The organism is Paractinoplanes polyasparticus (assembly GCF_019710575.1).
Taxonomy (GTDB): Bacteria; Actinomycetota; Actinomycetes; order Mycobacteriales; family Micromonosporaceae; genus Actinoplanes; species Actinoplanes polyasparticus.
In genome coordinates this window covers 71,229-94,774 of record NZ_JAHWFK010000049.1, presented here as the reverse complement: position 1 = coordinate 94,774, position 23,546 = coordinate 71,229, and the positions used below count along the sequence as shown (strand labels likewise).

Annotated in this window: 21 protein-coding genes; 7 read left to right on the top strand and 14 right to left on the bottom strand. The window is 70.3% G+C overall.

What is annotated here, in order from left to right; translation table 11 throughout:
* Nucleotides 1-113: 113 nt before the first annotated feature.
* From KXC43_RS39535 to KXC43_RS39525, 3 genes are all read right to left on the bottom strand, one after another.
* Entirely contained in the window at nucleotides 114-686 is a 573-nt protein-coding gene (locus KXC43_RS39535; RefSeq protein WP_221381368.1) for a histidine phosphatase family protein, read from the bottom strand.
* 63 nt (nucleotides 687-749) lie between these two features.
* Nucleotides 750-1,358, bottom strand: a complete 609-nt coding sequence (locus tag KXC43_RS39530; RefSeq protein WP_221381367.1) for an FMN reductase — start codon at nucleotides 1,356-1,358, stop codon at nucleotides 750-752.
* Complete coding sequence (locus tag KXC43_RS39525; RefSeq protein WP_221381366.1) at nucleotides 1,355-2,449, bottom strand: LLM class flavin-dependent oxidoreductase; 1,095 nt, start codon at nucleotides 2,447-2,449, stop codon at nucleotides 1,355-1,357. Before KXC43_RS39525 ends, KXC43_RS39530 begins: the two co-directional genes overlap by 4 nt.
* Before the next feature lie 186 nt (nucleotides 2,450-2,635).
* Between KXC43_RS39525 and KXC43_RS39520 the strand changes: the two genes are divergently transcribed.
* Nucleotides 2,636-3,610, top strand: coding sequence for a hypothetical protein (locus KXC43_RS39520; protein WP_221381365.1), 975 nt, complete (start codon nucleotides 2,636-2,638; stop codon nucleotides 3,608-3,610).
* A 25-nt stretch (nucleotides 3,611-3,635) separates the two neighbouring features.
* Here KXC43_RS39520 and KXC43_RS39515 read toward each other — a convergent pair whose 3' ends face one another.
* The 4 genes from KXC43_RS39515 to KXC43_RS39500 all read right to left on the bottom strand — a co-directional run bounded on the left by KXC43_RS39515 (nucleotide 3,636) and on the right by KXC43_RS39500 (nucleotide 8,439).
* Nucleotides 3,636-4,970, bottom strand: a complete 1,335-nt coding sequence (locus KXC43_RS39515) for a glycosyl hydrolase family 18 protein (protein WP_221381364.1) — start codon at nucleotides 4,968-4,970, stop codon at nucleotides 3,636-3,638.
* Between the two features lie 64 nt (nucleotides 4,971-5,034).
* Nucleotides 5,035-6,135, bottom strand: coding sequence for a winged helix DNA-binding domain-containing protein (locus KXC43_RS39510; protein WP_221381363.1), 1,101 nt, complete (start codon nucleotides 6,133-6,135; stop codon nucleotides 5,035-5,037).
* A gap of 31 nt (nucleotides 6,136-6,166) precedes the next feature.
* Entirely contained in the window at nucleotides 6,167-7,798 is a 1,632-nt protein-coding gene (gene pgi, locus KXC43_RS39505) for a glucose-6-phosphate isomerase (protein ID WP_221381362.1), read from the bottom strand.
* A gap of 56 nt (nucleotides 7,799-7,854) precedes the next feature.
* Complete coding sequence (locus KXC43_RS39500) at nucleotides 7,855-8,439, bottom strand: TetR/AcrR family transcriptional regulator (RefSeq protein WP_221381361.1); 585 nt, start codon at nucleotides 8,437-8,439, stop codon at nucleotides 7,855-7,857.
* A gap of 85 nt (nucleotides 8,440-8,524) precedes the next feature.
* Here KXC43_RS39500 and KXC43_RS39495 point away from each other — a divergent pair, with 85 nt between their 5' ends.
* Nucleotides 8,525-9,337, top strand: coding sequence for an SDR family NAD(P)-dependent oxidoreductase (locus tag KXC43_RS39495; RefSeq protein ID WP_221381360.1), 813 nt, complete (start codon nucleotides 8,525-8,527; stop codon nucleotides 9,335-9,337).
* A 316-nt stretch (nucleotides 9,338-9,653) separates the two neighbouring features.
* Here the strand turns inward: KXC43_RS39495 and KXC43_RS39490 are convergent, their stop codons facing one another.
* From KXC43_RS39490 to KXC43_RS39480, 4 genes are all read right to left on the bottom strand, one after another.
* A complete protein-coding gene (locus KXC43_RS39490) occupies nucleotides 9,654-10,859 on the bottom strand; it encodes a helix-turn-helix domain-containing protein (RefSeq protein ID WP_221381359.1) in 1,206 nt (401 codons plus the stop codon).
* A 49-nt stretch (nucleotides 10,860-10,908) separates the two neighbouring features.
* Nucleotides 10,909-13,485: a putative bifunctional diguanylate cyclase/phosphodiesterase gene (locus KXC43_RS39485; protein WP_221381358.1), complete on the bottom strand. Its 2,577-nt coding sequence runs from the start codon at nucleotides 13,483-13,485 to the stop codon at nucleotides 10,909-10,911.
* Between the two features lie 114 nt (nucleotides 13,486-13,599).
* A complete protein-coding gene (locus KXC43_RS51745) occupies nucleotides 13,600-13,725 on the bottom strand; it encodes a hypothetical protein (RefSeq protein ID WP_255645610.1) in 126 nt (41 codons plus the stop codon).
* An 80-nt stretch (nucleotides 13,726-13,805) separates the two neighbouring features.
* Entirely contained in the window at nucleotides 13,806-15,329 is a 1,524-nt protein-coding gene (locus tag KXC43_RS39480) for a CBM96 family carbohydrate-binding protein (protein WP_221381357.1), read from the bottom strand.
* A gap of 161 nt (nucleotides 15,330-15,490) precedes the next feature.
* On the opposite strand from KXC43_RS39480, the gene KXC43_RS39475 reads away from it, so the two are divergent.
* Nucleotides 15,491-16,669: a dipeptidase gene (locus KXC43_RS39475; RefSeq protein ID WP_221381356.1), complete on the top strand. Its 1,179-nt coding sequence runs from the start codon at nucleotides 15,491-15,493 to the stop codon at nucleotides 16,667-16,669.
* Nucleotides 16,670-16,695: 26 nt separating this feature from the next.
* Here the strand turns inward: KXC43_RS39475 and KXC43_RS39470 are convergent, their stop codons facing one another.
* Both KXC43_RS39470 and KXC43_RS39465 read right to left on the bottom strand, forming a co-directional pair.
* The gene (locus tag KXC43_RS39470; protein WP_221381355.1) at nucleotides 16,696-17,352 is read right to left on the bottom strand and encodes a response regulator; all 657 of its coding nucleotides are present in this window, start codon (nucleotides 17,350-17,352) and stop codon (nucleotides 16,696-16,698) included.
* The gene (locus KXC43_RS39465; protein WP_221381354.1) at nucleotides 17,349-18,617 is read right to left on the bottom strand and encodes a sensor histidine kinase; all 1,269 of its coding nucleotides are present in this window, start codon (nucleotides 18,615-18,617) and stop codon (nucleotides 17,349-17,351) included. The genes KXC43_RS39470 and KXC43_RS39465 overlap by 4 nt, the downstream gene beginning before the upstream one ends.
* A 130-nt stretch (nucleotides 18,618-18,747) precedes the next feature.
* On the opposite strand from KXC43_RS39465, the gene KXC43_RS39460 reads away from it, so the two are divergent.
* The 4 genes from KXC43_RS39460 to KXC43_RS39445 are packed head-to-tail and all read left to right on the top strand — an operon-like array spanning nucleotide 18,748 to nucleotide 22,850.
* Nucleotides 18,748-19,647, top strand: coding sequence for an ABC transporter ATP-binding protein (locus KXC43_RS39460; RefSeq protein WP_221381353.1), 900 nt, complete (start codon nucleotides 18,748-18,750; stop codon nucleotides 19,645-19,647).
* On the top strand, nucleotides 19,644-20,432 hold the full coding sequence (locus KXC43_RS39455; RefSeq protein WP_255645609.1) for an ABC transporter permease: 789 nt from the start codon (nucleotides 19,644-19,646) through the stop codon (nucleotides 20,430-20,432). The genes KXC43_RS39460 and KXC43_RS39455 overlap by 4 nt, the downstream gene beginning before the upstream one ends.
* A gap of 30 nt (nucleotides 20,433-20,462) precedes the next feature.
* Complete coding sequence (locus KXC43_RS39450) at nucleotides 20,463-20,729, top strand: hypothetical protein (RefSeq protein ID WP_221381352.1); 267 nt, start codon at nucleotides 20,463-20,465, stop codon at nucleotides 20,727-20,729.
* A gap of 39 nt (nucleotides 20,730-20,768) precedes the next feature.
* Entirely contained in the window at nucleotides 20,769-22,850 is a 2,082-nt protein-coding gene (locus tag KXC43_RS39445) for an immune inhibitor A domain-containing protein (protein ID WP_221381351.1), read from the top strand.
* Here KXC43_RS39445 and KXC43_RS39440 read toward each other — a convergent pair.
* Nucleotides 22,814-23,527 carry a cyclase family protein gene (locus KXC43_RS39440; RefSeq protein ID WP_221381350.1) on the bottom strand — a complete coding sequence of 238 codons (714 nt, stop codon included), beginning with the start codon at nucleotides 23,525-23,527 and terminating at the stop codon, nucleotides 22,814-22,816. The two genes, KXC43_RS39445 and KXC43_RS39440, sit on opposite strands and share 37 nt — an antisense overlap.
* Nucleotides 23,528-23,546 lie beyond the last annotated feature (19 nt).

The window sequence follows — 23,546 nt, the reverse complement described above, 5'->3', positions numbered from 1 at the left end:
TCGCCCGCGAGATCTACCAACTCATCACCTCAGAGCACCCAAAACCCGCCACTTGAAATCCATAGGAGCATCCCGGGCGCTCAGGCTACGCGGTTCGAATAGGGCGAAACGCCTTATCCACAGGGGGAGTTCCAGACGTCGATCGCGGTTCGGCCGTGGTCGAAGCCCAGGATCGACAGCGTCGCCGTGCCCAGCTTCAACCGGCCACCGTACTCAGCCGGCAGCCCGACCCAGCGGGCGCCGACCACCCGCAGCGCGTGACCGTGCCCGATCAGCGCCACGTCACCCTGGTCGAGCAACGGCCGGACCCTCTCGAGTACGCGGTCGATGCGCTCGCCGATCTGGGCCGGCGACTCGCCACCGGGCGCGCCGTCCCGGAACAGCCACCAGTCCGGGTCGGTCTTGTGGATCTCGGCCGAGGTGATGCCCTCATACGAGCCGTAGTTCCACTCCACGAGGTCCTCGGTCGTCTCGGTGACCTTGAGGCCGGCCAGCTCGGCGGTGCGCAGCGCGCGATGGCGAGGGCTGGAGACGACCGCGACGAACTTGCGGTCCTTGACCCGGTCGGCCACGGCCCGGGCCTGACGCTCGCCCTCCTCGGTCAGGTCGAGATCGGTGTACGACGTGTGGCGGCCGTTGGCGCTCCACTCGGTCTGCCCGTGCCGGATCAGCACGATCTCGCCCATGGTGACTCCTTCGTCGGTTCGACTCTTTGTACCCCGCCGGAGCCTTCCAAGGCGGGAAAGGCCCTACTTCAGCAGATCTTCGAAACTGACCGTCAACGCGAAGGGGTCGGCCACCGTGGCCGGCTCGCGGCGGTCGATCTCGGTGGCGAGCTCGGTCGCACCGCGCACGATGCGGGTCTGCAGGAAGCCGTCGGACGAGTCGGCGCCCCAGTCGTCGCTGGCCGCGAAGACCGAGGTGGGCACGACGACCGCCCGCAGGTAGCCGAACAGCGGGCGCAGGGCGTGCTCGAGCGCCAGCGAGTGGCGGGCCGTCCCGGCCGTCGCGGCGATCAGCACCGGCTTGTCGGCCAGCGCGTCCTTGTCGACGACGTCGAAGAACGACTTGAACAGGCCGCTGTAGCTCGCGGTGAAGATCGGCGACACGGCGATCAGGCCGTCGGCGCCGGCCACCGCGTCCAGGGCCTCCTTCAACGCCACCGGCGGGAAGCCGGTGAGCAGGTGGTTCATGATGTCGTGGGCCAGGTCGCGCAGCTCGATCGTGCGGACGTGGAGCTCGATGCCGCGCTCGGCGGCGGCGGTGACCGCCGCCGCGGAGAGCTGGTCGGCGAGCAGGCGGGTCGACGACGGCTGGCTCAGGCCGGCCGAGACGACGACCAGGGTGCGCTGCTTCATGCGGAGACCTCCTCCTTGGCCTGCTTCTTCGCGAGCAGGGAGGCGTGGGTGGGCGCGTCCGGCACGTGGGCCGGCTTGAGGGCGGCGAACTCCTTGCGCAGCACCGGCACGACCTCTTCGCCGAGGATGTCGAGCTGCTCGAGGACCGTCTTGAGCGGCAGGCCGGCGTGGTCCATCAGGAACAGCTGGCGCTGGTAGTCGCCCACGTAGTCGCGGAAGCCGAGCGTACGGTCGATGACCTGCTGCGGGCTGCCGACGGTGAGCGGCGTCTCGCGGGTGAAGTCCTCCATCGACGGGCCGTGGCCGTAGACCGGGGCGTTGTCGAAGTAGGGCCGGAACTCCTTGACCGCGTCCTGGCTGTTCTTACGCATGAACACCTGGCCACCGAGGCCGACGATGGCCTGGTCGGGATCGCCGTGGCCGTAGTGGGCGAACCGCTGCCGGTAGAGCTCGATCATGCGCTGGGTGTGCGAGGCCGGCCAGAAGATGTGGTTGGCGAAAAAGCCGTCACCGTAGAAGGCGGCCTGCTCGGCGATCTCGGGGCTGCGGATCGAGCCGTGCCAGACGAACGGCGGCACCTCGTCGAGCGGGCGCGGCGTCGAGGTGAAGGACTGCAGCGGCGTACGGTACTTGCCCTGCCAGTCGACGACGTGCTCGCGCCACAGCTTGTGCAGCAGCGAGTAGTTCTCGATGGCCAGCGGGATCCCGGCCCGGATGTCCTTGCCGAACCAGGGGTAGACCGGACCGGTGTTGCCGCGTCCCATCATCAGGTCGACGCGCCCGTCGGACAGATGCTGCAGCATGGCGTAGTCCTCGGCGATCTTCACCGGGTCGTTGGTAGTGATCAGCGTGGTGGCCGTGCTGAGCAGCAGCTTCTCGGTCTGCGCGGCGATGTAGGCCAGCGTGGTGGTCGGCGACGACGAGAAGAACGGCTCGTTGTGGTGCTCACCGAGCGCGAAGACGTCGAGGCCGACCTCTTCCGCGTGCTTGGCGATGGTCACGATGTTCTTGATGCGCTCGGCCTCGGACGGCGTGTGCCCGGTGGTCGGGTCGGTGGTGATGTCGCTGACGCTGAAGATTCCGAACTGCATGACCGCTCCCTCTCCGCCGGGACTTGACGCATCCCGTTGACTGCCCTGCACAACCACGACTGCGGCAGAAGTATTTCAAAACTTAAGGACGTCCGCTGCGGCGGTCGTCACACCGAAGTATCAATGCGTTGCGTGAGACTAAAGTTACCTGCTGTGATTGTGGGTCATCCGGGCCCGGGAGATCTCATGCAGCTTCGCCTCAAACTTGTGGTCACGATCGTGGCCGGCGCGGTCACCTACCTCCTCACCCACGCCACCGAGCAACCCGAGATCTGGCAGCTCACGATGTCCATCTTCGTGGCCGGCGTCGTGCTGGTGGTCCAGTTCCTGCTCGACGCGGCGGAGCAGACCCGCATGCTGGCGCGGGCGATCGGCGGCGACGGGACCGATGGCGCACCGAGCCTGACCGAGAAGGTCGAGAGCATCAGCGAGGCCGCCAATCACCTCGCCCGGGTCGAGGGCCTGCTCGGCCGGGACAGCATTGTCCGCGTCGTCGAGTCCGCCGGACGGATGGACCCGAAGGAGGAGTTTCTGCTGCGGTTCACCCACCGGCAGCTGGAGGGACTGGCGAACCTTCTCGACGGGCTCCGCTCGGGGCGAGCGGACCACGAGGGCGGCACCCCCGACTGGCTGCTCGACCTCACCGACGCCGCGACGATCAGCATCGACGCGACGAGCATGAGTTCCTTCGACCAGGCGCCCGGCTTCGTGGACGACGGGGAGTTCTGGACGAGCGAGCTGGGCCTTCGCTATCTGGACCGGCAGCGGCAGGCCATCGCGCGCAAGGTGCGGATCCGCCGGCTGTTCCTGCTGGCCGGCGACGCGGACGACCCCGTGAAACTCCATCGGCTGCTCGAACCGCACCTGAAGATCCGGATCGAGGTCCGGGTCCTGCGCCACGACGACACACCGTTCCTGTTCCAGACCGGGCTCGAGGACTTCATCATCTTCGACCAGAAGGTGACGTACGAGCTGCAGACCGCCCGCGTGCTGAGCACCGACGTGACTCCGTCGATCAGCAACGTGGCGCTGGTGTCCAACCCGCAACTGGCAGCGAAGCGCCGGCAACGCTTCGAGGATCTGTGGGCAGCGGCCGCGGAACCCGAGAAGGCCGTGGAGGCGGCGCGGCGGATGCTGCGGGACAACAGCCCGGGCCGGTGACGTCGCACCGGCCCGGGCTCGATGGTCAGCGGCCCTGGAGGCGCTTCACGTTGTCGCCGAAGGTCCAGCCCTTGGAGCCGTCCCAGTTGATCGACCACGTCATCAGGCCCTTGATGGCGGGGACGCTGTTGACGGCCTGGGTGACCAGGGCCGGGGTCATGTAGCCACCACCCGCGCCGGGCTGGGCCGGCAGGCCGGGGACCTGCTTGTCGTAGGGGATGCGGATGGTGACGCCCTGGATGGTCAGGCCGTTGTTGAGGCACTGGGTCTGGACGGTGAAGCCCTGGACGGTGCCGGCGCCGTAGCTGTCGCCGCTGCAGCCGTACATCGAGCCGTTGTAGTACTGCATGTTGAGCCACCACAGGCGGCCGTTGTCGAGGTACTTCTTGATGATCGGCAGGTACGAGCCCCAGATCGAGCCGTACGTGACGCTGCCGCCGGTGACGTACGCGGTCTCGGGGGCCATGGTCAGGCCGAAGTTGGACGGCATGGCGGCGAGCACCCCGTCGATGATGCGGATCAGGTTGGCCTGCGAGGTCGACAGCTGGTTGATGTTGCCGCTGCCGGTCAGGCCGGTCTCGATGTCGATGTCGATGCCGTCGAAGTTGTACTGGCGCAGGATCGGCACGATCGTCGACACGAACCGGTCGGCGACGGCGGCCGAGCTCAGGTCGACGCCCGCGGTGGCGCCGCCAATCGACATCAGGACCGTGGCGCCCTGGGCCTTGGCCGCGCAGATCTCGGCGGCGGTCGGCACCTTCACACCGGAGTCCATGCCGTTCTCCCACAGCACCGTGCCGTCGGAGCGGATCACCGGGAACGCCGCCATCAGGACGTTGTAGCCGTGCTGGGTGATCCGGCTGTCGTTGATCGGGATCCAGCCCATTCCCGGGTGCACGCCGTTGGACGCGCCGTCCCAGTTCTCCCAGTAGCCCTGCAGCACCTTGCCGGCGGGCTTGCCGCGGACGGCGCAACCGACAGGCGGCGGAGTCGTGGTGGGCGGCGGGGTGGTGGGCGGGGGCGTCGTGGGCGGCGGGGTGGTCGTGGGCGGGGGCGTGGTGGTCGGCGGCGGGGTGGTGGGGCCGCCCGTGCAGGCGCCGAGGTCGCGCCACAGGGTCGGCGTGGCGGCCGGGTTCCAGCCCGTCCCGGCCCAGGCGGTGTGGGTGACGAGCGCCTGGTAGAGGCGGGCGCTGTAGGTGACCTGCTGGCCCGCGGCGTAGGTCGGGCCCTCGCTCCAGACCGTGCCCGAGCAGGCCACCGCGGCGGAGGCGACGCTCCCGCCGGTCACGGCGACGGCGAACCCGCCGGCGGCCACTCCCAGCGCTGCGGCCAGCGCCAACAATCGACGACGAACACCCATGGCGACTCCCTCGATGCGTGTGTGACCTCGGTTACGCACATCATGGAGTTCATCTGTATGAATATCAAGGGTTCTTAACAGTCAGCGCCAACTCCAGGTAGGCGGCATAGAACGCCAACGCGTCGGCGGCGCCGGAATGATCTCGCTTGGTGAAGGATGTCAATGGCTCGACGGTCACGGTGACGCCCTTGCGGGTCAGCGTCCGGGTCCAGGTGGCGCGCACGCGGCCGCCCTGCACCAGCGTCGAGCGGAAGACGCCGTTGCCGCCGGGAACGATCGCGTCGACGTCGTCCGTCATGAGCGACCGGTCTTTGTAGCCGAGCATGTATTCGTCGAAGCCCGGCAGCGCCAGCCACTCCCCCGGCCCCCGATCGGGAGCGTCGGCTGCCATGAACATCTCGACGCCGTCCACCTCGACCGGCTGCAGGGCGTCGCCGGCGACCGCGATGCCCGTGCGGCAGTCGGTCGCCGTCAGGCCCGTCCAGCCCACGAAATCCTTGCGGGTCGCCGGGCCGTGGCTGCGGAAGTAGCGCAGCGCGATGATGCCCAGCGCCTCTTCCCGCGAGGGGCAGTGGGGCGCGGGGACCCATTCGTCGAGCAGCACGAACGTCTGCTCCTTGCCGACGTGGGGCGCGATGGCAGTGACGCCGCGCTGCGACGCGTACCAGAGAAGGTGGTAGCCGCGCTGGCCGGTGACCTCGACGCCGCCGTCGGCCATCGCCGTCATGCACTCGGAGCGGGTGAGCCGGCCGCCGCCCTTGAGCGCCGCGCCCAGAACCTCGACCGCGCGGTCGACCGTCGACTCGTCGAGGCCCAGCGTGTCACGGCGTTTGGCCGCGCCGGCCAGCGCGCGGACGCCCATGAGGTCGAGCATCCAGTGGGCGTCGGCTGCCGGGACGAAGTGGACGGTGCCGCGCATCGGCCAGGTGCGCAGGACGGATCGGTCTTCGAGCGCCTCGTTGACCTGGGCCAGGGTCACACCGGGCAGACGGCACCCCAGCGACCAGAGGGCGCTGTTCACATCTTGCGCCTGCATCGCGCCGAACCACGCGACGATGCCGGCGACGTCGCCCGGGGCCTTGCCGCCCGGAGTGGTGCCGCCCGGAGTGTTGCCGCGCAGCAACAGGCTGGTCATTCGCAGGCCCAGGGCCGTCGTGGCATCCATACGACGACCCTAGGGCCCGGGTACGACAGAATCAGCGGCCGCGCTGCGACCGGTACAGCTTGATCAGGTTGTTGGTCGACGAGTCGTCGTCGGTGGCCGGCGCGGACGACGAGGTCAGCTTGGGCGCCAGCTGGTTGGCCATCACCTTGCCGAGCTCGACACCCCACTGGTCGAACGAGTTGATCTGCCAGATCGTGCCCTGGGTGAAGGTGATGTGCTCGTAGAGGGCGATGAGCTGGCCGAGCACGGCCGGGGTCAGCGACTCCGCGATGATCGTCGTGGTCGGGTGGTTGCCCTGCATCACCCGGTGCGGCGCGATCTCGGGCGCCGTGCCCTCGGCGAGCACCTGCTCGAGCGTACGGCCGAAAGCGAGCGCACCGGTCTGGGCGAAGAAGTTCGACATGAACAGGTCGTGCATCTCGCCGATGTCGTGGTTGGGCTTGCTGAACCCGATGAAGTCGGCCGGGATCATCTTGGTGCCCTGGTGGATCAGCTGGTAGAACGCGTGCTGGCCGTTGGTGCCGGGCTCGCCCCAGAAGACCTCGCCGGTCTGGAACGTGGCCGGCGAGCCGTCGAGGCGCACCGACTTGCCGTTGCTCTCCATGGTCAGCTGCTGCAGGTACGCCGCGAAGCGGTGCAGGTATTGCGAGTACGGCAGGATCGCGTGCGACTGCGCGCCGAGGAACGTGTCGTACCAGACATTGAGCAGGCCGAGCAACGCCGGCACGTTCGATTCGAGCGGCTGCGTGCGGAAGTGCTCGTCGACGGTGTGGTAGCCGGCGAGCATGTCGGCGAACTGCTCCTTGCCGATCGCGATCATGACGGACAGGCCGACCGCGGAGGGCAGCGAGTAGCGGCCACCCACCCAGTCCCAGAAGCCGAACATGTTCGCGGTGTCGATGCCGAAGTCAGCCACCCGCTGGGCGTTGGTGCTGACCGCCACGAAGTGCTTGGCGACCGCCGCCTGGTCACCGCCCAGGCCCGCGAGCAGCCAGTTGCGGGCCTCGGTCGCGTTGGTCAGCGTCTCTTGCGTGCCGAAGGTCTTGGAGACCACGACGAACAGCGTGGACGCCGGGTCGAGGTCGTGCGTCTTCTCGTACAGGTCGGTGGGGTCGATGTTCGAGATGAAGCGGCACTCGATCTCGGGCGTCTTGAAGGCCTTCAGCGCCTCGTACGCCATGACGGGGCCCAGATCCGAGCCGCCGATCCCGATGTTGACCACCGTCTTGATGCGCTGCCCGGTGTGGCCGACCCACTCGCCGGAGCGAACCTTGTCGCTGAAGGCGCCCATGCGGTCGAGAACCTCGTGCACCTCGGCCACGACGTCCTGCCCGTCGACCACGAGCTGGGCGTCGCGGGGCAGGCGCAGCGCGGTGTGCAGGACGGCACGGTCCTCGGTGACGTTGATGTGCTCGCCGGCGAACATGGCAGCCGTTCGCTCCCGCAGCTTGGCCCGCTCGGCCAGCGCCAGCAGCGCGCTCAGCACCTCGTCGGTCACCAGGTTCTTGCTGTAGTCGACCGTCAGATCGGCCAGCTGCGCGGTGAGGCGCTCGCCGCGGGTCGGATCGCTGCCGAAGAGGTCGCGCAGGTGCACACCCGCGAACTTCTCGGCGTGGCCCTGCAGCGTCTGCCATTCGGTGCTGTCGGAAACGTGATCGCTCATTGTCCTAGTCTCTTCCTCGAACCCGGACTCTCGGCCTAATCCTGGCACGAAACGTGTCAGGGCGACGGCGACGCAGTGGAGATCACCAGGCGGACGACGCGTTCCATGGCGGGCATCACCTTCTGGGGATCCTCCCCCGCCGTCTGCAGCGCCACACGGAAACACGCGATCCCGACCTGCGAGGCCAGCAGGGCCAGCTCGGGGTCGGCGCCACGGGCCCGGAGCACCTGTTCGAGCGCCTCGGCGATGCGCTGCATCTTGCGGCCGGACCGATCCTGCAGCTCGGGCACGGCGGCGATCAATCTCTGGCGTACGGGAAAACTGGCGTGATCGCCGAGAACGACCTCCCGCATCTCGAACGTCAGGCCCCACAGCTGCAGCAGTGCCCCGGCCAGGTCGCGCGGGGCGGGCACGGACGCGGTGGACGCGGCGGTGAACTCGTCGATCAGGCGCTGCTCGTCGGCGAACAGCACCTCCTGCTTGTCGCCGAAGTAGCGGAAGAACGTCGTGCGGCCGACCTGCGCCCGCGCGGCGATGTCGGTGACGGACACCTGAGCGAAGCCGCGCTCGGCGAACAGCGCGAACGCCGCCTCGATGATCTGCTCGCGGGCCTGCTGCTGCTTGCGTTCACGCAGGGTCATGCCGCTCACTCTAGCGGAACGGTACTCAGTACGTTACGGTACTGAGTACCAGTTAGTACCGAGTACCGAATACCAGGGAGTCATCATGCCGACGATCCTCATGAGCGGCGCCAGCCGCGGCATCGGCCTGCACGCCGCCCGGCGCATGCTCGACATCGACCCCACGCTCCGGCTGATCGTGCTGGCCCGCGGCGAACAACCCGCCCTGCCCCGCACCACCGTGCTGCGGGCCGACCTCACCTCGCTCGACAGCCTCCGCAAGGCGGCCGCGCAGATCAGCGAGCCGGTCGACGGCTACGTCGGCAACGCCGGCATCCAGATGACGAACGCGACGACGCCGACCGCCGACGGCTACGAGACGACGTTCGCGGTCAACGTGCTCGCCCACCACCTGCTGCTGCGCCTCGTGCCGCTGGCCGGCCACGCCCGCGTCGTACTGACCGGCAGCGACGCCCACTTCGGCGACCTCCGGCACAACCTCGGGCTGATCCCGGCGCCGAAGTGGACGAACCCCGACCAACTCGCGCGGCCCAACCCGGGCCGCAGTGGCCGCGGCGCATACGCGGACAGCAAGCTCGGCGTGCTCTACCTGGTGCATGCGCTGGCCCGGCGCGGATTCAACGCGTACACCTGGAACCCGGCTTTCACCCCCGGCACCGGGCTCGTGCGGGCCGACCGGATCGGCAATGTGCTGTTCCGCCGGGTGTTCCCGCTGCTGCCGGGCGTCAACACCGCCGAGCGCGCGGGCGACCAACTGGCCGCGGCCGCCACCGGCCCCCTGCCGGCGCCGAGCGGCAGCTACATCGACCGGGCCACCGTCACGCCCTCCTCCGCCGCGTCCTACGACGAGGCCCGCGAGGAGGAGCTGTGGGCAGCGGCTGAACGTTTGACCGCGTAGACCCCGCTCGCTCACTGAGCTTTACGCGCCCGCTGAGCGTTGACCCGTCGGAGACCCCGCTTGTTTGCTGACGCTCAGCGCGCCCCCTGAACGTTGACCGCCCGTAAACCCCGCTCGTCTGTTGACGCTCAGCGCGCCCGCTGAACGTTGACCGTCATAGACCCGCTCATTTGTTGGCGCTTTGGCCATTCGCTGAGCGAGTTGCGTCGTCGGATGCTGCTTGTGCTTGGCCGCCGATGAGCGATTGACCTCAAAGAGCCCGGGTCGAGAGCGTCCCGCCGAACGACAAGGCGCGGCAAGACGACACGGGAAGCGGTCAGACGGCCTGCATGCGGGCGCTGAGCCCGCGCAACTCGGTGCCCCCCGACTGGCGGCGCGAGCGGTCGAGCAGCGTCTGCACCGTCCCCCACACGTCGGTGGACCGGTGCACGTGCTGGGGCGCGATGCGCTCCGCGGCCAGCAACAGGCGGATCGCCTCCCGGTCGCGGTTCCGCAGGCTCGCCAGCGCCCGGGCTGTATCCGCGTAGTAATACACCTGGCGGAAACCGATCGGCAGGGCGCCCGGCGTGGTCCGCCGCGCGATCTCCACCGCGTACCCCGGGTCGCCGTCCTCGACCTCGATGCTGATCCGCCAGAAGTCGACGTTGGTCGGCCCGAAGTACAGCCCCTTCGAGCTGGTCTCGCCCGTTCGCCGGGCCAGCGCGGCCGCCTCGGCCGACCAGGCGCGGCTCTCGTCCAGCCGGCCGCCGCACTGGCTGGCCAGCGCGCACACCAGGTGCAGGCAGCCCAGCACCTCGGCTGCGCCGGGCCGGGCCAGGTGCCGCTGCAACTCGCCGGCCGCGCGTTCGGCCAGCGTCAGCCCGCGCTGGAAGGAACCGGCCTCCGTTGCCGCGTTGGCCCGCGCGTACGCCGCGTACCCCTGAAGGACGGGGTCCCCGCAGCTGTCCGCCGCCTCCCGGCATCGCTCTCCGGCCAGCCACGCGTCCGCCGGCAGGCCGAGAATGCGCAACACCGAGGACGCTGTCGAGGTCGCCGCGCACAGCAGCCGCAGCGCCCGCTGAGCACCCGGACCGGCCGTCTCGACGTGCAGCTCGCGCAGCAGACCGGGCAGAAGCCGGGTCACCCCGACGTAGTCGCACGCCTGCAACAGCGACTCGGCCAGATCCACGCTGCGGGCCAGGTCGTCCAGCGGGGGCGCGCAGCCCTCGGCGGGCTCACTGAGATCGATGTCGATCAGAGCCCGGCGTACGGCCGCCGCCCCCGCCACCGCGGCCAGGGCCGCACGGTCGGCCGTGGGCACGGGCGCCTCCGCCAGGTCGGCCGGCGAGCACTCGAGGGCCTCGGCGATGCCGGCCAGCGTGAACCGGTTGTCGGCCGCCTGGAGCCCCCGTTCGATCCGGCTCCAGGTGGCGTGCGACAGCCCGGCCCGGCTCACCGCGAAGCGCACGCTCCAGCCCCGCGTCAGCCGGCGCGCCCGGATCCGGCCGCCGATCCCGGGGTCCGGGCTTGGTCGTGGCGTCATGCGCCGACGGTAACCCCGGCCGTCGCCGGGGCGGTACATGCCTGTACCGCTATCGGGTCGCGGCAGTGGAAAGAGCCGGAAGCCCGGACTCCAGCAGACGGGTGGCCTCGACCGCCGGGACCGGGCGGGACAGGAAGTAGCCCTGGCCGAAGTCGCAGTTCATCTCGCGCAGGGCGGCGACCTGGGCCGCGTTCTCGATGCCCTCGGCCACTGTGCGCATGCCGAACCGTTGCCCGAGACGGACGATCGTGCGCACCAGCGTCTCGTCCTCGGCGTCGCCGCTGCCCAGGTGGTCCACGAACGACCGGTCGATCTTCAGGACATCCATCGGGAACCGGCGCAGGTAGGCCAGCGACGAATATCCCGTACCGAAGTCGTCCATCGCCAGCAGCACGCCCAGAGCCTTCAGGCTGACGATGCGCGCCAGGTTCTCGTCGGTGTCGGTGAGCAGCACACTCTCGGTCATCTCGAGGCACAGCTGGTCGGCCGGCATGCCCGTCTCGGCGAGCACCTCGGCCACCGTGGCGGCCAGGTCTCCCGCCTCGAACTGGCGCACCGAGACGTTGACCGCCATCTTGAGCGGGCGGCCCCAGGCCACCGCCTGGCGGCACGCCTCGGCCAGCACCCAGCGCCCCAGCGGCACGATCAGGCCGGTCGACTCGGCCAGGCCGATGAAGTCGAGCGGCGGCACCGTGCCGCGCTCCGGGTGGTTCCAGCGGACCAGGGCCTCGAAGCCGACGATCGTGCCGTCGGCCAGGTCGACCGTGGGCTGGTAGTGCAGCACCAGCTCGTCGCGTTCGAGTGCCAGGCGCAGGTCGTCGGCGAGCGACAGCCGCTGCACGAGCGCGTCGTGCATGTTCGGGTGGTAGGCCGCGTACACGCCGCCGCCGGCGTCCTTGGCCCGATACATGGCCAGGTCCGCGTTGCGTTGGAGCTGTTCGATGTCGCCGGCGTCGGCGGCCGAGGCGATGCCGATGCCGGCGCCCACGTGCAGTTCGCGGCCGTCGACGGAGAACGGCTCGTCGAGGTGTTCGAGGATCCGGGTGGCGAGCGCCTCGGCGTCGGCACGCGCGTCGGGCGACACGACGATCACGGCGAACTCGTCGCCGCCCAGGCGGGCCACCGTGTGCGGCGCCGGCACCGCGTGCAGCAGCCGGGCCGCGACCTGCACCAGCAGCTGGTCGCCGGCCGCGTGCCCGAGGCTGTCGTTGACCTCCTTGAAGCCGTCGAGGTCGAGGAACAGCACCGACACGTGCTCGGGGCTCGGCTGCCCGCCGACCGCCGTGGCGAGCCGCTCGCGGAACAGCGCACGGTTCTCGAGCCCGGTGAGCGCGTCGTGGTAGGCGTCGTGGCGGAGCTGGTCCTGCAGCTGCCGGGCCTCGCTGATGTCCCTGGTGTTGAAGACGAGACCGCGGATGTACGGGTCGTCGAGCTTGTTGGTGATGATCATTTCGGACAGGCGGTGGGTGCCGTCCTCGTGCGGCAGCCGCACCTCGATGGCCGTCATGCCGCCGGGCCGGCCGATCACGTCGTCGATGGCCGCCTGGATCTGCGGCGCCGCCTTGCGCCCGACGACGTCGACGAGGCGGTGGCCGACGAGTGCCGACACCGGGAACCCGAAGATCCGTTCGACCGACGAGCTCTGGTAGCGGACGGTCGAGTCGGCCTCGAGGATGGCCAGCGACTCGGAGCTCTGCTCGACGAGCGCCCGGAAGTGTTGCTCCCGGCTCGCCAGTTCGGCCGTGCGGCTGATGACCCTGCCCTCAAGCTTGCGAGCGAGCTGCTTGTTGTCGCGGGACAGCAGCACGCCGCGCAGCACGATCAGCAGGACGCAGGCGAAGCGGCACCAGGTACCGACGGGCGTGGCGTGCCCGCCCTGGGTCATCCAGAGCCCACCCACGACGAGGGTCAGGACCACCACGGCGTGCGGAAGGACGACGCCCACCGACCATCGGCCCGCCCGCGGCTGGTCGTCCGGCGTGTAGGTGGCGAGCGGATTGCGCACCGCGCGCACGGTGGCGAGCAGGATCAGCGTGAGCCCGGCGCACCAGCCGGCGCCGGCCAGGGAGGGCCCGACCCCGGCCATGGCCGCGCTGTCGGCCACGGCCATCGTCAGCAGACCGAAGCAGACCGGCGCGAGCGCCCGCGAGCCCGGGTAGTGCGCGCTCCACCGCGACAGGGCGGCGAGCGCGACAGTGGCCAGCAGAACGTCGGCCACCGGGCGCACGACGGCGTCGGCCCGGCCGGCCGCCAACGCCGGTTGCATCACGACGTTGTACGAGGTCACGAACAACGAGCAGCCGATGAGCAGCCCGTCGATCGCGGCGCGCACCCGGGTCAGCCGGGTGGTGCCCTTCGGCGACGGGATGGCGAACAGGCACAGCGCCGCCAGACCCACGAACACCAGCCGCCCCGGGCCCAACAGAGTGGCCAGGATGCCGGCGCCCAGGGTGATCCAGGCCAGCCGTACGCCGCCCGAGCGGCGCCGAGACACGACGACACAGGCCAGAGCGAGCACGGTTGTCACGAGGACGGTCAGCACGGCGATCACGGCCGGCGGCGCCGTCAGGCCCAGCACGACAGCGGTGACCAGAATGACTACGGGCAGCGTGGCGCCGGACGTCATCAGTTCCTCTCCCCGACAGGCATGACTGCAGAATCGGGATCCGCGGTCATCAGTTGAGAAAATGACTGCGGCGGCCCCCCGAGGGAGAGCCGCCGCAGCGCGGAAGAAGTGGGATCACTTCTTCTTCTTGTTCTTCTTGTCCTTTTTCTTGTCCTTCTTGGACTTCTTGGCCATGGTGGACCTCCCGTCGAAGTCGTCGGCGCCGTAGCCGGCGCTCGCGTCAACGATAGGGAAATTCACCCGGGCCGGAAGCCCAACGCGGAGGATCAGCACCTGTCAGGAAGCACGCTGGCCGTCCTGGGAAACGCTGGTAACTCCGGTCAGCCCAGCTTCACCTTGAAGATCGGGTCGGCCGCCAGCTTCTTGAAGGCAGCCAGCGCCGTGGCGGTGCTGTTGATGCTGATGTCGCGGTCGCCCTCGTCGTCCCGCTTGGTGTCGAAGTAGACGATCGCCTTGATGGCGCTGCGCTTGGCCAGCTCGGGCCGGACGCTGTTGAAGACCGGGGCCTTGTCGGCGATCTTGCCGACGCGGTGGTAGGCGCCCCACTCGGCCACCATGATCGGCTTGGCGGCGTGCTTGGTGACGGCCCAGTCGTAGAAGTTGGTGCCGCCGCCGGTCGGCGCGCGGTCGAGCAGGTCGTTGAACTTGCCGTAGTGGTAGTAGCCGGGCTCGGCGCTCACGTAGGAGTCGAGGCCCATCCAGTCGACGACGTCATCGCCCGGGTAGAGGTCCTTCCACCAGCTCTGCGCCATCCACTTCTCGTTGCCCATGTAGGCCATGACGTTGACGACGTTCGTGACGCCCTGAGCCTTCAGGCGCAGGATCGTGTGACGGTACATGGCGGCGAAGTCCTTCGCCTCGAAGCCGGAGCCGGCCTTGGCCACGACGTCGTTCTCGGGCTCGTGGTTGAGGACGAGGAAGAACTTCTTGCCGTACGCCTTGGCACGCGCGGCGAACGCGTCGATGCGCTTGTTCTGCTGGCCCTGGGCGACCTTGGCCCAGGTCGAGCCGTACGCGATCTTCCAGTTGGTCAGCAGCACGCGCGGGTTGGCCGCCTCGGCGGTCATCGCGATCTCGGACTTGGTGGGGAAGATCTCGTCGCCCTTGTGGTACGTGTGGAAGATCGTCGAGGTGCGGCCGCTGAGCTTCTCCCAGTCGCGCAGCGCCTGGTCACGCGGGGTGTCCGTGAAACCACCGGCCGCCGCGCCCCAGAGCACGCCGCAGGACGGCACGAGCTTCGCATCGGTCACACAATTGCCGTTGTTCACCGGCGCCGAGGGCACGGGCGGCGACACATCGCCCTGCGTGGTGACTTCGAGAACCGGGGCGCCGGTGGTGGCCTCGGCCGAGTGGAAGCGGACGGCGGCGCCGGTCGAGGACAGGGCGAACGCGTACGTGCCGGGGCCCTTGACGACCTGGCCGAGGTCGACGCTGAGGGTCGCGCCGGGCACGGCCGACATCAGCACCGAGCCGAGGGCCGGAGCGTTGGCCGCGGTCAGCTTGCCCTCCGTCCAGGTCGTGCCGGCCACCTGGCGCACGGCGACCGTGCTGGCCGTCGAGGCCTGCGTGGTCAGCTTGAGGCGCGCGCCGGCGACCTTGGTGCCGGCCGGGACGGCGAACTTGAGGAACGAGGTCTTGGTCTCCTTGCCGGAGACGCCGGCGACCAGCTTGGTCTCGGCGCCGAAGACGACACCGGCGCGGGCGCTCGAGACGTACGCGTCGTCGCCCGCTGAGATCTTCAGGGTCGCCGCCGCGGCGTCAGCCGGGCTTGCTGCCGTGACGCCGGCGGCACCCGCCAGCACCGCGGTCAGAACCGAATACTTCTTCAGCTTGGAACGACGCACTATCCCACTCCCCCGCTCTGTCCGGCCGTTGTCGGCCGGGCATGAGAAGAGATTGCGGGTCGTCCGGTGCGCGTACAGTGCCCGATCCGGTGCGGTCAGGTTGCGCGGGCCGTTTTCCTCAAGTCTTGCTTTTGGGCGCTGTCACGGGGTAGCCAGGCAGCATGGAACTGATCATCGACGGGCACAACGACCTGCCCATGCAGCTGCGTGGGCGCTACGGATACCGCGTGGACGGGCTCGACGAGCCGCGCCCCGAGCTGCAGACGGACATCCCGCGGCTACGGGCGGGCGGGGTCGGCGGGCAGTTCTGGTCGGTCTACGTGCCGGGTGATCTGAGCGAGCCCGAGGCGGTCGTGGCGACCATGGAGCAGGTCGACGCGGTCTACCGGATGGTCGCCGCCTACCCGGACGACTTCGCCATCGCCTGCAGCGCCGACGACGTCGAGCGGGCCGTCGCGGCCGGAAAGATCGCCTCGCTGATCGGGATCGAGGGCGGGCACAGCCTGGCCACGTCGCTCGGCGTGCTGCGGGCCTTCGCCCGGCTGGGCGTCCGCTACGTCACGCTGACCCACAACGAGAACCTGTCGTGGGCCGACTCCGCCGCGCGCGAGCCGCAGGTCGGCGGTCTCAACGACGAAGGTCGTGCGGTCGTCCGCGAGATGCAGCGCATCGGCGTGCTGGTCGACCTGTCCCACGTGGCGCCGGTGACGATGCACGCCGCGCTCGACACGGCGTTCGCTCCCGTCATCTTCAGTCACTCCGGCGTACGCGCCCTGCACGACCACCCGCGCAATGTTCCGGACGACGTGCTCGTGCGGCTGCGCGACAACGGCGGCGTGATCCAGCTGACCTTCGTCGCGCCGTTCCTGTCGGCCGACTACCGGGCCTGGTGGGCCGCCGCGGACGAACAGTGGCAGCGCCTCGGCCCGCCGCCGCGCCCCGCCGACTGGCCCCGTGCGCCGCGCCCGGGCGAGGATCTGTCGGCGCTGCCCGCATGGCCCGGCCCGGACCGCGTGGTGGAACCCGAATTCGCGTCGTGGCTCGCGGCCAACCCGCGCCCACCGGTGACGGTGGCCCACGTCGCCGACCATGTGGAGCACGCCCGCGACGTGGCCGGTATCGATCACGTCGGACTGGGCGGCGACTACGACGGCACGACCGACCTGCCCGAGGGAATGGGCGACGTGTCGGGTTACCCGCTGCTGATGACGGAGCTCTCCGGCCGCGGATGGTCGGACGAGGAGCTGGGCAAGCTGGCCGGCGGCAACATTCTGCGGGTGCTGCGCGAGTCGGAACGCCTGGCCGGGGAACCGCTCTGGCCCCTGTCACCCGCGCGATAAGGGCGGCCGGCGCTCTGCCCGGCGCGTCAGGCCCGACCGGCGTCGTGCACCAGGATGGCGACCTGGACACGGTTGTTCAGTTCGAGCTTGATCAGCAGCCGGGAGACGTGTGCCTTCACGGTGGCGATCGACATGTGCAGCTTCGTGGCGATCTCGGCGTTGGAGCAGCCTTGGGCGAGCGCGAGCGCCACATCGCGTTCGCGCTCGCTGAGCTGGTCGAGCCGCTCGGCCGCCCGGCTGCGGGACGGCGGAGCCGGGGCGGCCACGTGCGCGATGAGCTGGCGGGTCACCGTGGGCGACAGCATCGCCTCGCCCGCCGCGACCCGGCGGACGGCCCGCAGGATGTCGGCCGGCGGCGTGTCCTTGAGCAGGAAGCCGCTGGCCCCGGCCCGCAACGCCCGCAGGACGTATTCGTCGGCGTCGAAGGTGGTCAGCACGATCACCTCGGGCGCGCCGGGCCGCCTGCGGAGCGTCTCGGTGGCGGCGAGCCCGTCGACGCGCGGCATGCGGATGTCCATCAGCACGATGTCGGGCTGATGCTGGGACACCGCGCCGGGCACCTCGGCCCCGTCGGCCGCCTCGCCGACGACGGCCACGTCGGGCGCCGCCGACAGGATCATGCTGAGCCCGGCCCGCACCAGCGCGTCGTCGTCGACCAGGAGCACCCGCACCGGCTCGCTCACGCGGCTGCCCCCGCACGCTCGGCCGTCTTCTTGTCCGGCGGCCACGGCAGCCAGGCCGACAGCACGAACTCGTTCTGCGGGGTGCGGCCGTGGCTGAGCCGGCCGCCGGCCAGCAGCGCCCGTTCGGTGAGCCCGACCAACCCGGTGCCGGTGCCGGGGATCGCCCCGGACGGGCCGCCGATCGGCCACGGGTTGCGGATGTCGATGGCCAGACCGTCGGCCGGCGAACCGGCGACGGCGACCCGCACCGAGGTGCCCGGCGCGTGCTTGCGGGCGTTGGTGAGCCCCTCTTGCACGATGCGGTAGGCCGCGCGACCGGTGCCGTCGGGAACGGCGGCGGGCTCGATGCGCACGTCGAGGTTGACCTTGACGCCGGCCGAGCGCGATTCCTCGGCCAGCGCGGGCAGCGCGCCCAGGGTGGGCTGCGGCGGCTCGGGAGCGCCGTCGGACCGGTCGGCGCGCAGCACCCCGATCACCTCGCGCAGGTCTTGCAGGGCCTGGTGGGCGCTGGCCCGGATGACGCCGGCGGCCTTCGCGACCTCGTCGGGCGTGGCGTCCGGCTTGATCTCGAGCGCGCCCGCGTGCAGGCTCAGCAGCGAGATGCGGTGGGCGAGCACGTCGTGCATCTCGCGCGCGATGCGGGTGCGCTCGACCGAGCGGGCCTGCGCGACCCGCAGCTGCTGCTCGGACTCGGCGCGCTCGGCCCGGTCGCGCAGCGACACCACCAGCTGCCGCCGCGACCGGATAACCATGCCCCACAGGCACACGATGATGATGAAAGCCGCTCCCCAGCCCACCGTCTGCCCGTAGGGGCGCCCGTCCTCGGGGCGCAGGAGCGGAAAGATCGCGTTGCTCACCAGCCCGGCCACCGCGAAGGCGGCGAGCACGCCGAACCGGCGGTGGACGGCGACGGTGAACAGCACGATCAGGGAGGCGGGCCCGCCGGCGACGGTGAACACTGAGGCGACAGCGCAGAACACGGCGAGCGGAATCAACAGCCGCCCGCGGCGCCACCACAGTCCGACGCCGATGACGGTGCCGACGGCGAAGTCGACCCAGACCAGCCACGTGGGCGTGTAGTGCCACTCGGGCACGACGGTGACGTCGTCGCTCAGCAGGTCCCAGGTGGCGAGCACGCAGAAGCCGTAGCCGATCACGAAACAGAGTGCGTCGATCACCCAGTCGCGTGTCGAGCGCCGGGTGTGTGCCCGCGTCTCGAGCGCGGACGGCAACAACCAGCGGTATTCGGGCCTGAGCTTCCCCACGACGCCGACTCTACGGCCGGTCGGCGAGGCCGGATACCTACCAAAGTCGGTGGTCGGGCCCTACCAAGGTTCCGGGCCGCCGACCTCCGGCCGACGCGCCCCAACGGTCGCTCCCGGCACGCTGAGAAGCATGATCACGGTCGAACGACTCACGAAAAGGTACGGCGCCCACCCCGCGGTCGACGACGTGTCCTTCACCTGCGAGCCCGGCACGGTGACCGGATTCCTGGGCCCGAACGGCGCCGGCAAGTCCACCACGATGCGGATGATCTGCGGGCTCACTCCGCCCACCACCGGCTCGGCGACGGTCGGCGGAACTCCCTACCGCCGGCTCGGCAACCCCGGCCGCCACGTCGGCGTGCTGCTCGACGCGTCGGCCCAGCACTCCGGGCGTACGGGCCGGGAAGTTCTCGCGCTGGCCGCCCTCACCATGGGCATCGACCGCCGTGAGGTGCCCCGGGCCCTCGACCGGGTGGGGCTGAACGCGACGGCGGGCAAGCGCCGCGTCAAGGCGTACTCGCTCGGCATGCGGCAACGGCTGGGACTGGCCCTGGCCCTGCTGGGCGACCCGGCCGTGCTGATCCTGGACGAGCCGGCCAACGGGCTCGACCCGGAGGGCATCTACTGGATGCGCGGCCTGCTGCGCGACTTCGCCGACCGCGGCGGCACCGTGCTGCTCTCGTCCCATCTGCTGCGCGAGGTCGAGGCGGTGGCCGACCAGCTGGTCGTGATCGGCGCCGGGAAGGTCGTCGCCCAGGGCAGCAAGGCGGAACTGCTGGCCCAGACGGGGACGCTGGTGCGGGCGGCCGATCCGGCCGCGCTCGCCATGGTGCTCGAGCGCGCGGGCCTGACCGGCACGAAGACGACCGACGGGGGCGTCGTGGTGCCGGCCGGTTCCGAGGTGATCGGGCGGGCTGCCGCCGACGCCGGGCTCGTCCTGCTCGAGCTGCGACCGGCTGGTTCCGGCGGTCTCGAGCAGATGTTCCTCACCCTGACCGCCGGCGATTCCGTCAAGGAGGCAGTCCGATGACCGCCGTTCTCGAGAACACCCACACCCCGTCCGTACGGGCGGAGGGCAGCCGCACGGTGCCGCTGAGCCGGCTGACCGTGGTCGAGCTGCGCAAGCTGGCCGACACCCGGGCCGGGCTCTGGCTGCTGATCGTGATCGGCCTGGCCACAGTCGGCACGTCGGCGATCATGCTGGGCTGGTCGCCCGACGCCGAGCAGACCTTCGAGGGCTTCTTCGGCTTCGGCCTGCTGCCCTCGGCGGTCCTGCTGCCCGTGCTGGGCATTCTGTCGATGACCGCCGAATGGTCGCAGCGCACCGCGCTCACCACCTTCACGCTCGTCCCGGCCCGGGAACGGGTGATCGTGGCCAAGCTGGCCGCCGGGGTGATCATCGCGGTCGCCTCGACTGTCGCGACGCTGGCGCTCGCCGCGGCCGCGAACCTGCTCGGCGCGGCGCTGGGCGCCGACGGCAGCTGGGACATCGCCGGCTCGCTGATCTGGCAGGGTCTGGCCGTGCAGATCATCTTCGTCCTGATGGGCCTCGGCTTCGGCGCGCTGCTGCTGAACTCGCCGCTGGCCATCGTGGGGTTCTTCGCGCTGCCGATGGTGTGGACCATCCTGGGCTCGACGATCAAGGCGCTGGGCACGGCGGCCGAATGGCTCGACATCAACACCACCACGACGGCGATGAGCGAGCCGGGCATGACCGGCGGCGAGTGGGCCCGGGTCGGCGTCTCGGCCGCCGTCTGGGTGCTGGTGCCGCTCGTGATCGGCGTCTGGCGGGTGCTGCGGCGCGAGGTTTCCTAGGCTGAGGGATGCGGGGGTACCGTCGGGAACATGCCCATCGGTGCCCAGCCTCCCGGCCGGCGTGGCACGGTCGAAGAGCCGTACAGTCCGCTCAATCTGCGGCTGGTCCTGGCCGCTTTCGGGTTCGTCGTCTGCACCGTCCTGGCCGTCCTGCTCTTCCGGGCCGGCTGGACGGTGCCCGGCTGGTTGCTGCTGGCCTGGGCCGCGGTCGCCGTGGTCGACATGGTCGTGGTGCAGCTGCGGCGACGGGCCCGGCGTCGTGCCGAGGGCGGGCGCGACCACTCGCTCTTCGAATAGCGGCATGCCTGCGGCTTTTGGGTAGTAGCGTCCCGTTACATGAGATTTGCAGCCGTTCTGGCGTGCGTGCTGGTGGTCGGATTCCCGCTTCCGGCGCAGGCGCAGGAGGCTGCGACACCCTCCGACGTACGGGAACTCACCCGCACCCATCTCACGCTGGACGAGCCCCGCCCGCCGCGGCCGAAGGGCCGGTCGGCGGCCGGGCCGACGCCGCCGGTGGGAACGGTGCGCGAGTGGCTCGGGCTCGACGACACGACGGGCAAGCTCTATCGCAAGAACTACACGCTGAAGGCGGTCGGCCGGCACGTCGAGGTGTGGGTGGCGCAGGACCTCGCGTTCCCGGCCACCGACTGCCGCAAGAACTCGATCGAGGTCACCGAGGCCAACATCGCGGCGCTGGTCGCCGAGTTCGACACGACGATTCATCCGAAGGAGACGGCCGTCTTCAGCACGCCGCCCGACCGCGACGGCACGCGGGCGACGACCGAGGGCGACTTCACCGGGGACGGCGGCAGGACGGTGACGCTGGTCGACAACATCCGCGACGCGAACTACTACACCTTCCCGGAGGCGGTCACCTACATCGCGGGCTTCTTCTCGGAGACAGTCAACGAGCTTCTCGACCGCAACGTGCTGACGATCGACGCCTACGACTGGAAGCACCGGCTCGGAGCGCAACCGGCCGACGACCCCACCGACGACCTGTGCACCAGCCGGCCCGCGCGGCCCCGCATGTACGAGGCGACCTTCGCGCACGAATGGCAGCACCTGCTCGGGTACTACGCCGACCCGGCCGAGAGCACCTGGCTCGACGAGGGGCTGGCCGATTTCGCCTCGGCGTTGACCGGCTACACGGACGCCCGCGCCGGCGTGGACCAGCGCGGCAACGACACACACCTGATGTGCTTCCAGGGCCACGGGCCGGTGAAGACCCGGTACAACGCCAACCCGCGGGACTGCGGAGGGCCGCAGAACTCGCTGAACCTGTGGGACGAGGGCACGCCCAGCGAGGTGCTGGCCGACTACGGCAACGCGTTCCAGTTCGTGCTCTATCTGCGCGACCGGTTCGGGACGGACGTCGTGTCGATGCTGCACCGGGACAAGCTGCGGCAAGGCCTGGCAGCGGTGCAGGCGGCCCTGCCGGCCGGGGTGGCGCTCTATGACGTGCTGCACGACTACCAGCTGATGACGCTGGTCGACGGGGTGGTGGGCGAACCGGGCGGGACGGTTGCGGGCGCGCCGCTCGCTTCCGTGTCGGCGGCCGGGCTGCGGTCGTCGATCAACCTGGACAACAAGTCGGCCTTCGACGCCCCGGGCGCGGCGCCGAACGGCGCGGACTACGTGCCGCTGCCGACACCGCTCACGTCGGTGTCGTTCGCGGGAGCGACGCATCTCGACCCGCTGCCATTGGGCTGGACGATCGCCGGGAAGACCCTCTATTCCGGCAATCGCAACAACCTCGACTCGTACGCCGTCCGCCCCGTCACCATTCCGGCCGGCCGGCCGGAGCTGACGCTGGAGACGTCGTACGCGACCGAGGAGCGCAACGACTTCGGCTACGTGACCATCTCGACCAACGGGGGCCGGACCTTCCACTCGGTGACCGGGGACAGGACGACGCCCGGGCCGCTCGGGCCCGGCCTGACCGGCGCCAGCGGGGGCGTCGTGACGGTCAAGTACAACCTCACGCCGTACGCCGGGAAGGACGTGCTGCTGGGACTGCGGTATGTCACCGACGGGGCGGTCTCGAAGGGTGGCTGGCGGATCGGCGCCATGACCCTGGCCGGTCGCGCCCTGAGCGACGGCGCCACGCTGACCGGCTGGACGTCGCCGACCGCGATCGTGCCGACGCCGGTGCACAACTGGCACGTCCGGCTGGTCGGCCTGCGTGACCGTCACGCCGAAGTGGTGACCCTGGACGATGTCACCCGGCTCACCTCCTATCCCCAGGTCGTCGCCGTGGTCTCGCACGACGCTCCGTCCGAGACGGAGACCCGCTCCGCCCCCTACCGGCTGATCGCCAACGGCGCGCTCCAGCCCGGCGGATCGCCTCCTGCCGCAGGCGCTGCGGGTTACGCAGGCGCTCAGGCCTCCGCAGGGGCTCGGGGCAGTAAGCCGTAGATCAAGGCGGGGGAGCCGGAGCCGGCCCGGTTGATCTGGCCGCCGCACAGGATCCGGGCGCCCGCCGCGGGCAGCGCCTCGAGGTTGGCCAGCACTTCGAGGCTGATGCGATGGCGCCGGTAGATCAGGCGCGAGACCGCGTACGTGGCGTCGGCGCCGACGTCGGGGCTGAAGGCGTCGGTGCCGGTGCCGCCGCGCCGGCCGATACGGCCGGTGTCGACTAGCCAGCGGGCCGTCTCGATGCCGAAGCCGGGATGGTGCAGCGTGCCGTCGGCGCCGGCGTTGGCGAACGCGGCCGTGCCCCACCGGGCGTCCCAGCCTGTCCAGATGACGACCATGGACTCGTCGGGGATGCGGCCGTGCGCCTGTTCCCACCGTTCCAGGTCGGCGATCGTGACGGCATAGTCGGGATCACGGGCGCACTGCTCCCGTACGTCGATCTTCACCACCCCCAGATGCAGGTCTTCCAGGTCGAGCTCGTCGGCCAGCGGCTCGCCGGCGTTGAAGTGGCCGGGCGCGCCCCAGTGGGTGCCGGTGTGCTCGCCCTGCCGGATGAGGCGCAGGTAGAAACCGTCCTGGTCGATCGTGGCGACCGTCTCGAGCTCGAACGGCGGGTCGCCGGGATAGACCGCGGTCGTCGCCGGGTCGTTGACGTGGGAAAGGCTGATCAGTCGCATCGTTGCGCCACCCTAGCTC

Bases quoted from the DNA above. Each gene is read 5' to 3' on its own strand.
- KXC43_RS39450 (WP_221381352.1), top strand. From the start codon at position 20,463: ATGCCCATCGGTGCCCAGCCTCCCGGCCGGCGTGGCACGGTCGAAGAG.
- KXC43_RS39535 (WP_221381368.1), bottom strand. From the start codon at position 686: ATGGGCGAGATCGTGCTGATCCGGCACGGGCAGACCGAGTGGAGCGCC.
- KXC43_RS39520 (WP_221381365.1), top strand. From the start codon at position 2,636: ATGCAGCTTCGCCTCAAACTTGTGGTCACGATCGTGGCCGGCGCGGTC.
- KXC43_RS39515 (WP_221381364.1), bottom strand. From the start codon at position 4,970: ATGGGTGTTCGTCGTCGATTGTTGGCGCTGGCCGCAGCGCTGGGAGTG.
- KXC43_RS39445 (WP_221381351.1), top strand. From the start codon at position 20,769: ATGAGATTTGCAGCCGTTCTGGCGTGCGTGCTGGTGGTCGGATTCCCG.
- KXC43_RS39490 (WP_221381359.1), bottom strand. From the start codon at position 10,859: ATGACGCCACGACCAAGCCCGGACCCCGGGATCGGCGGCCGGATCCGG.
- KXC43_RS39460 (WP_221381353.1), top strand. From the start codon at position 18,748: ATGATCACGGTCGAACGACTCACGAAAAGGTACGGCGCCCACCCCGCG.
- pgi (WP_221381362.1), bottom strand. From the start codon at position 7,798: ATGAGCGATCACGTTTCCGACAGCACCGAATGGCAGACGCTGCAGGGC.
- KXC43_RS39455 (WP_255645609.1), top strand. From the start codon at position 19,644: ATGACCGCCGTTCTCGAGAACACCCACACCCCGTCCGTACGGGCGGAG.
- KXC43_RS39530 (WP_221381367.1), bottom strand. From the start codon at position 1,358: ATGAAGCAGCGCACCCTGGTCGTCGTCTCGGCCGGCCTGAGCCAGCCG.
- KXC43_RS39440 (WP_221381350.1), bottom strand. From the start codon at position 23,527: ATGCGACTGATCAGCCTTTCCCACGTCAACGACCCGGCGACGACCGCG.
- KXC43_RS39525 (WP_221381366.1), bottom strand. From the start codon at position 2,449: ATGCAGTTCGGAATCTTCAGCGTCAGCGACATCACCACCGACCCGACC.
- KXC43_RS39475 (WP_221381356.1), top strand. From the start codon at position 15,491: ATGGAACTGATCATCGACGGGCACAACGACCTGCCCATGCAGCTGCGT.
- KXC43_RS39510 (WP_221381363.1), bottom strand. From the start codon at position 6,135: ATGGATGCCACGACGGCCCTGGGCCTGCGAATGACCAGCCTGTTGCTG.
- KXC43_RS39495 (WP_221381360.1), top strand. From the start codon at position 8,525: ATGCCGACGATCCTCATGAGCGGCGCCAGCCGCGGCATCGGCCTGCAC.
- KXC43_RS39485 (WP_221381358.1), bottom strand. From the start codon at position 13,485: ATGACGTCCGGCGCCACGCTGCCCGTAGTCATTCTGGTCACCGCTGTC.
- KXC43_RS39500 (WP_221381361.1), bottom strand. From the start codon at position 8,439: ATGACCCTGCGTGAACGCAAGCAGCAGCAGGCCCGCGAGCAGATCATC.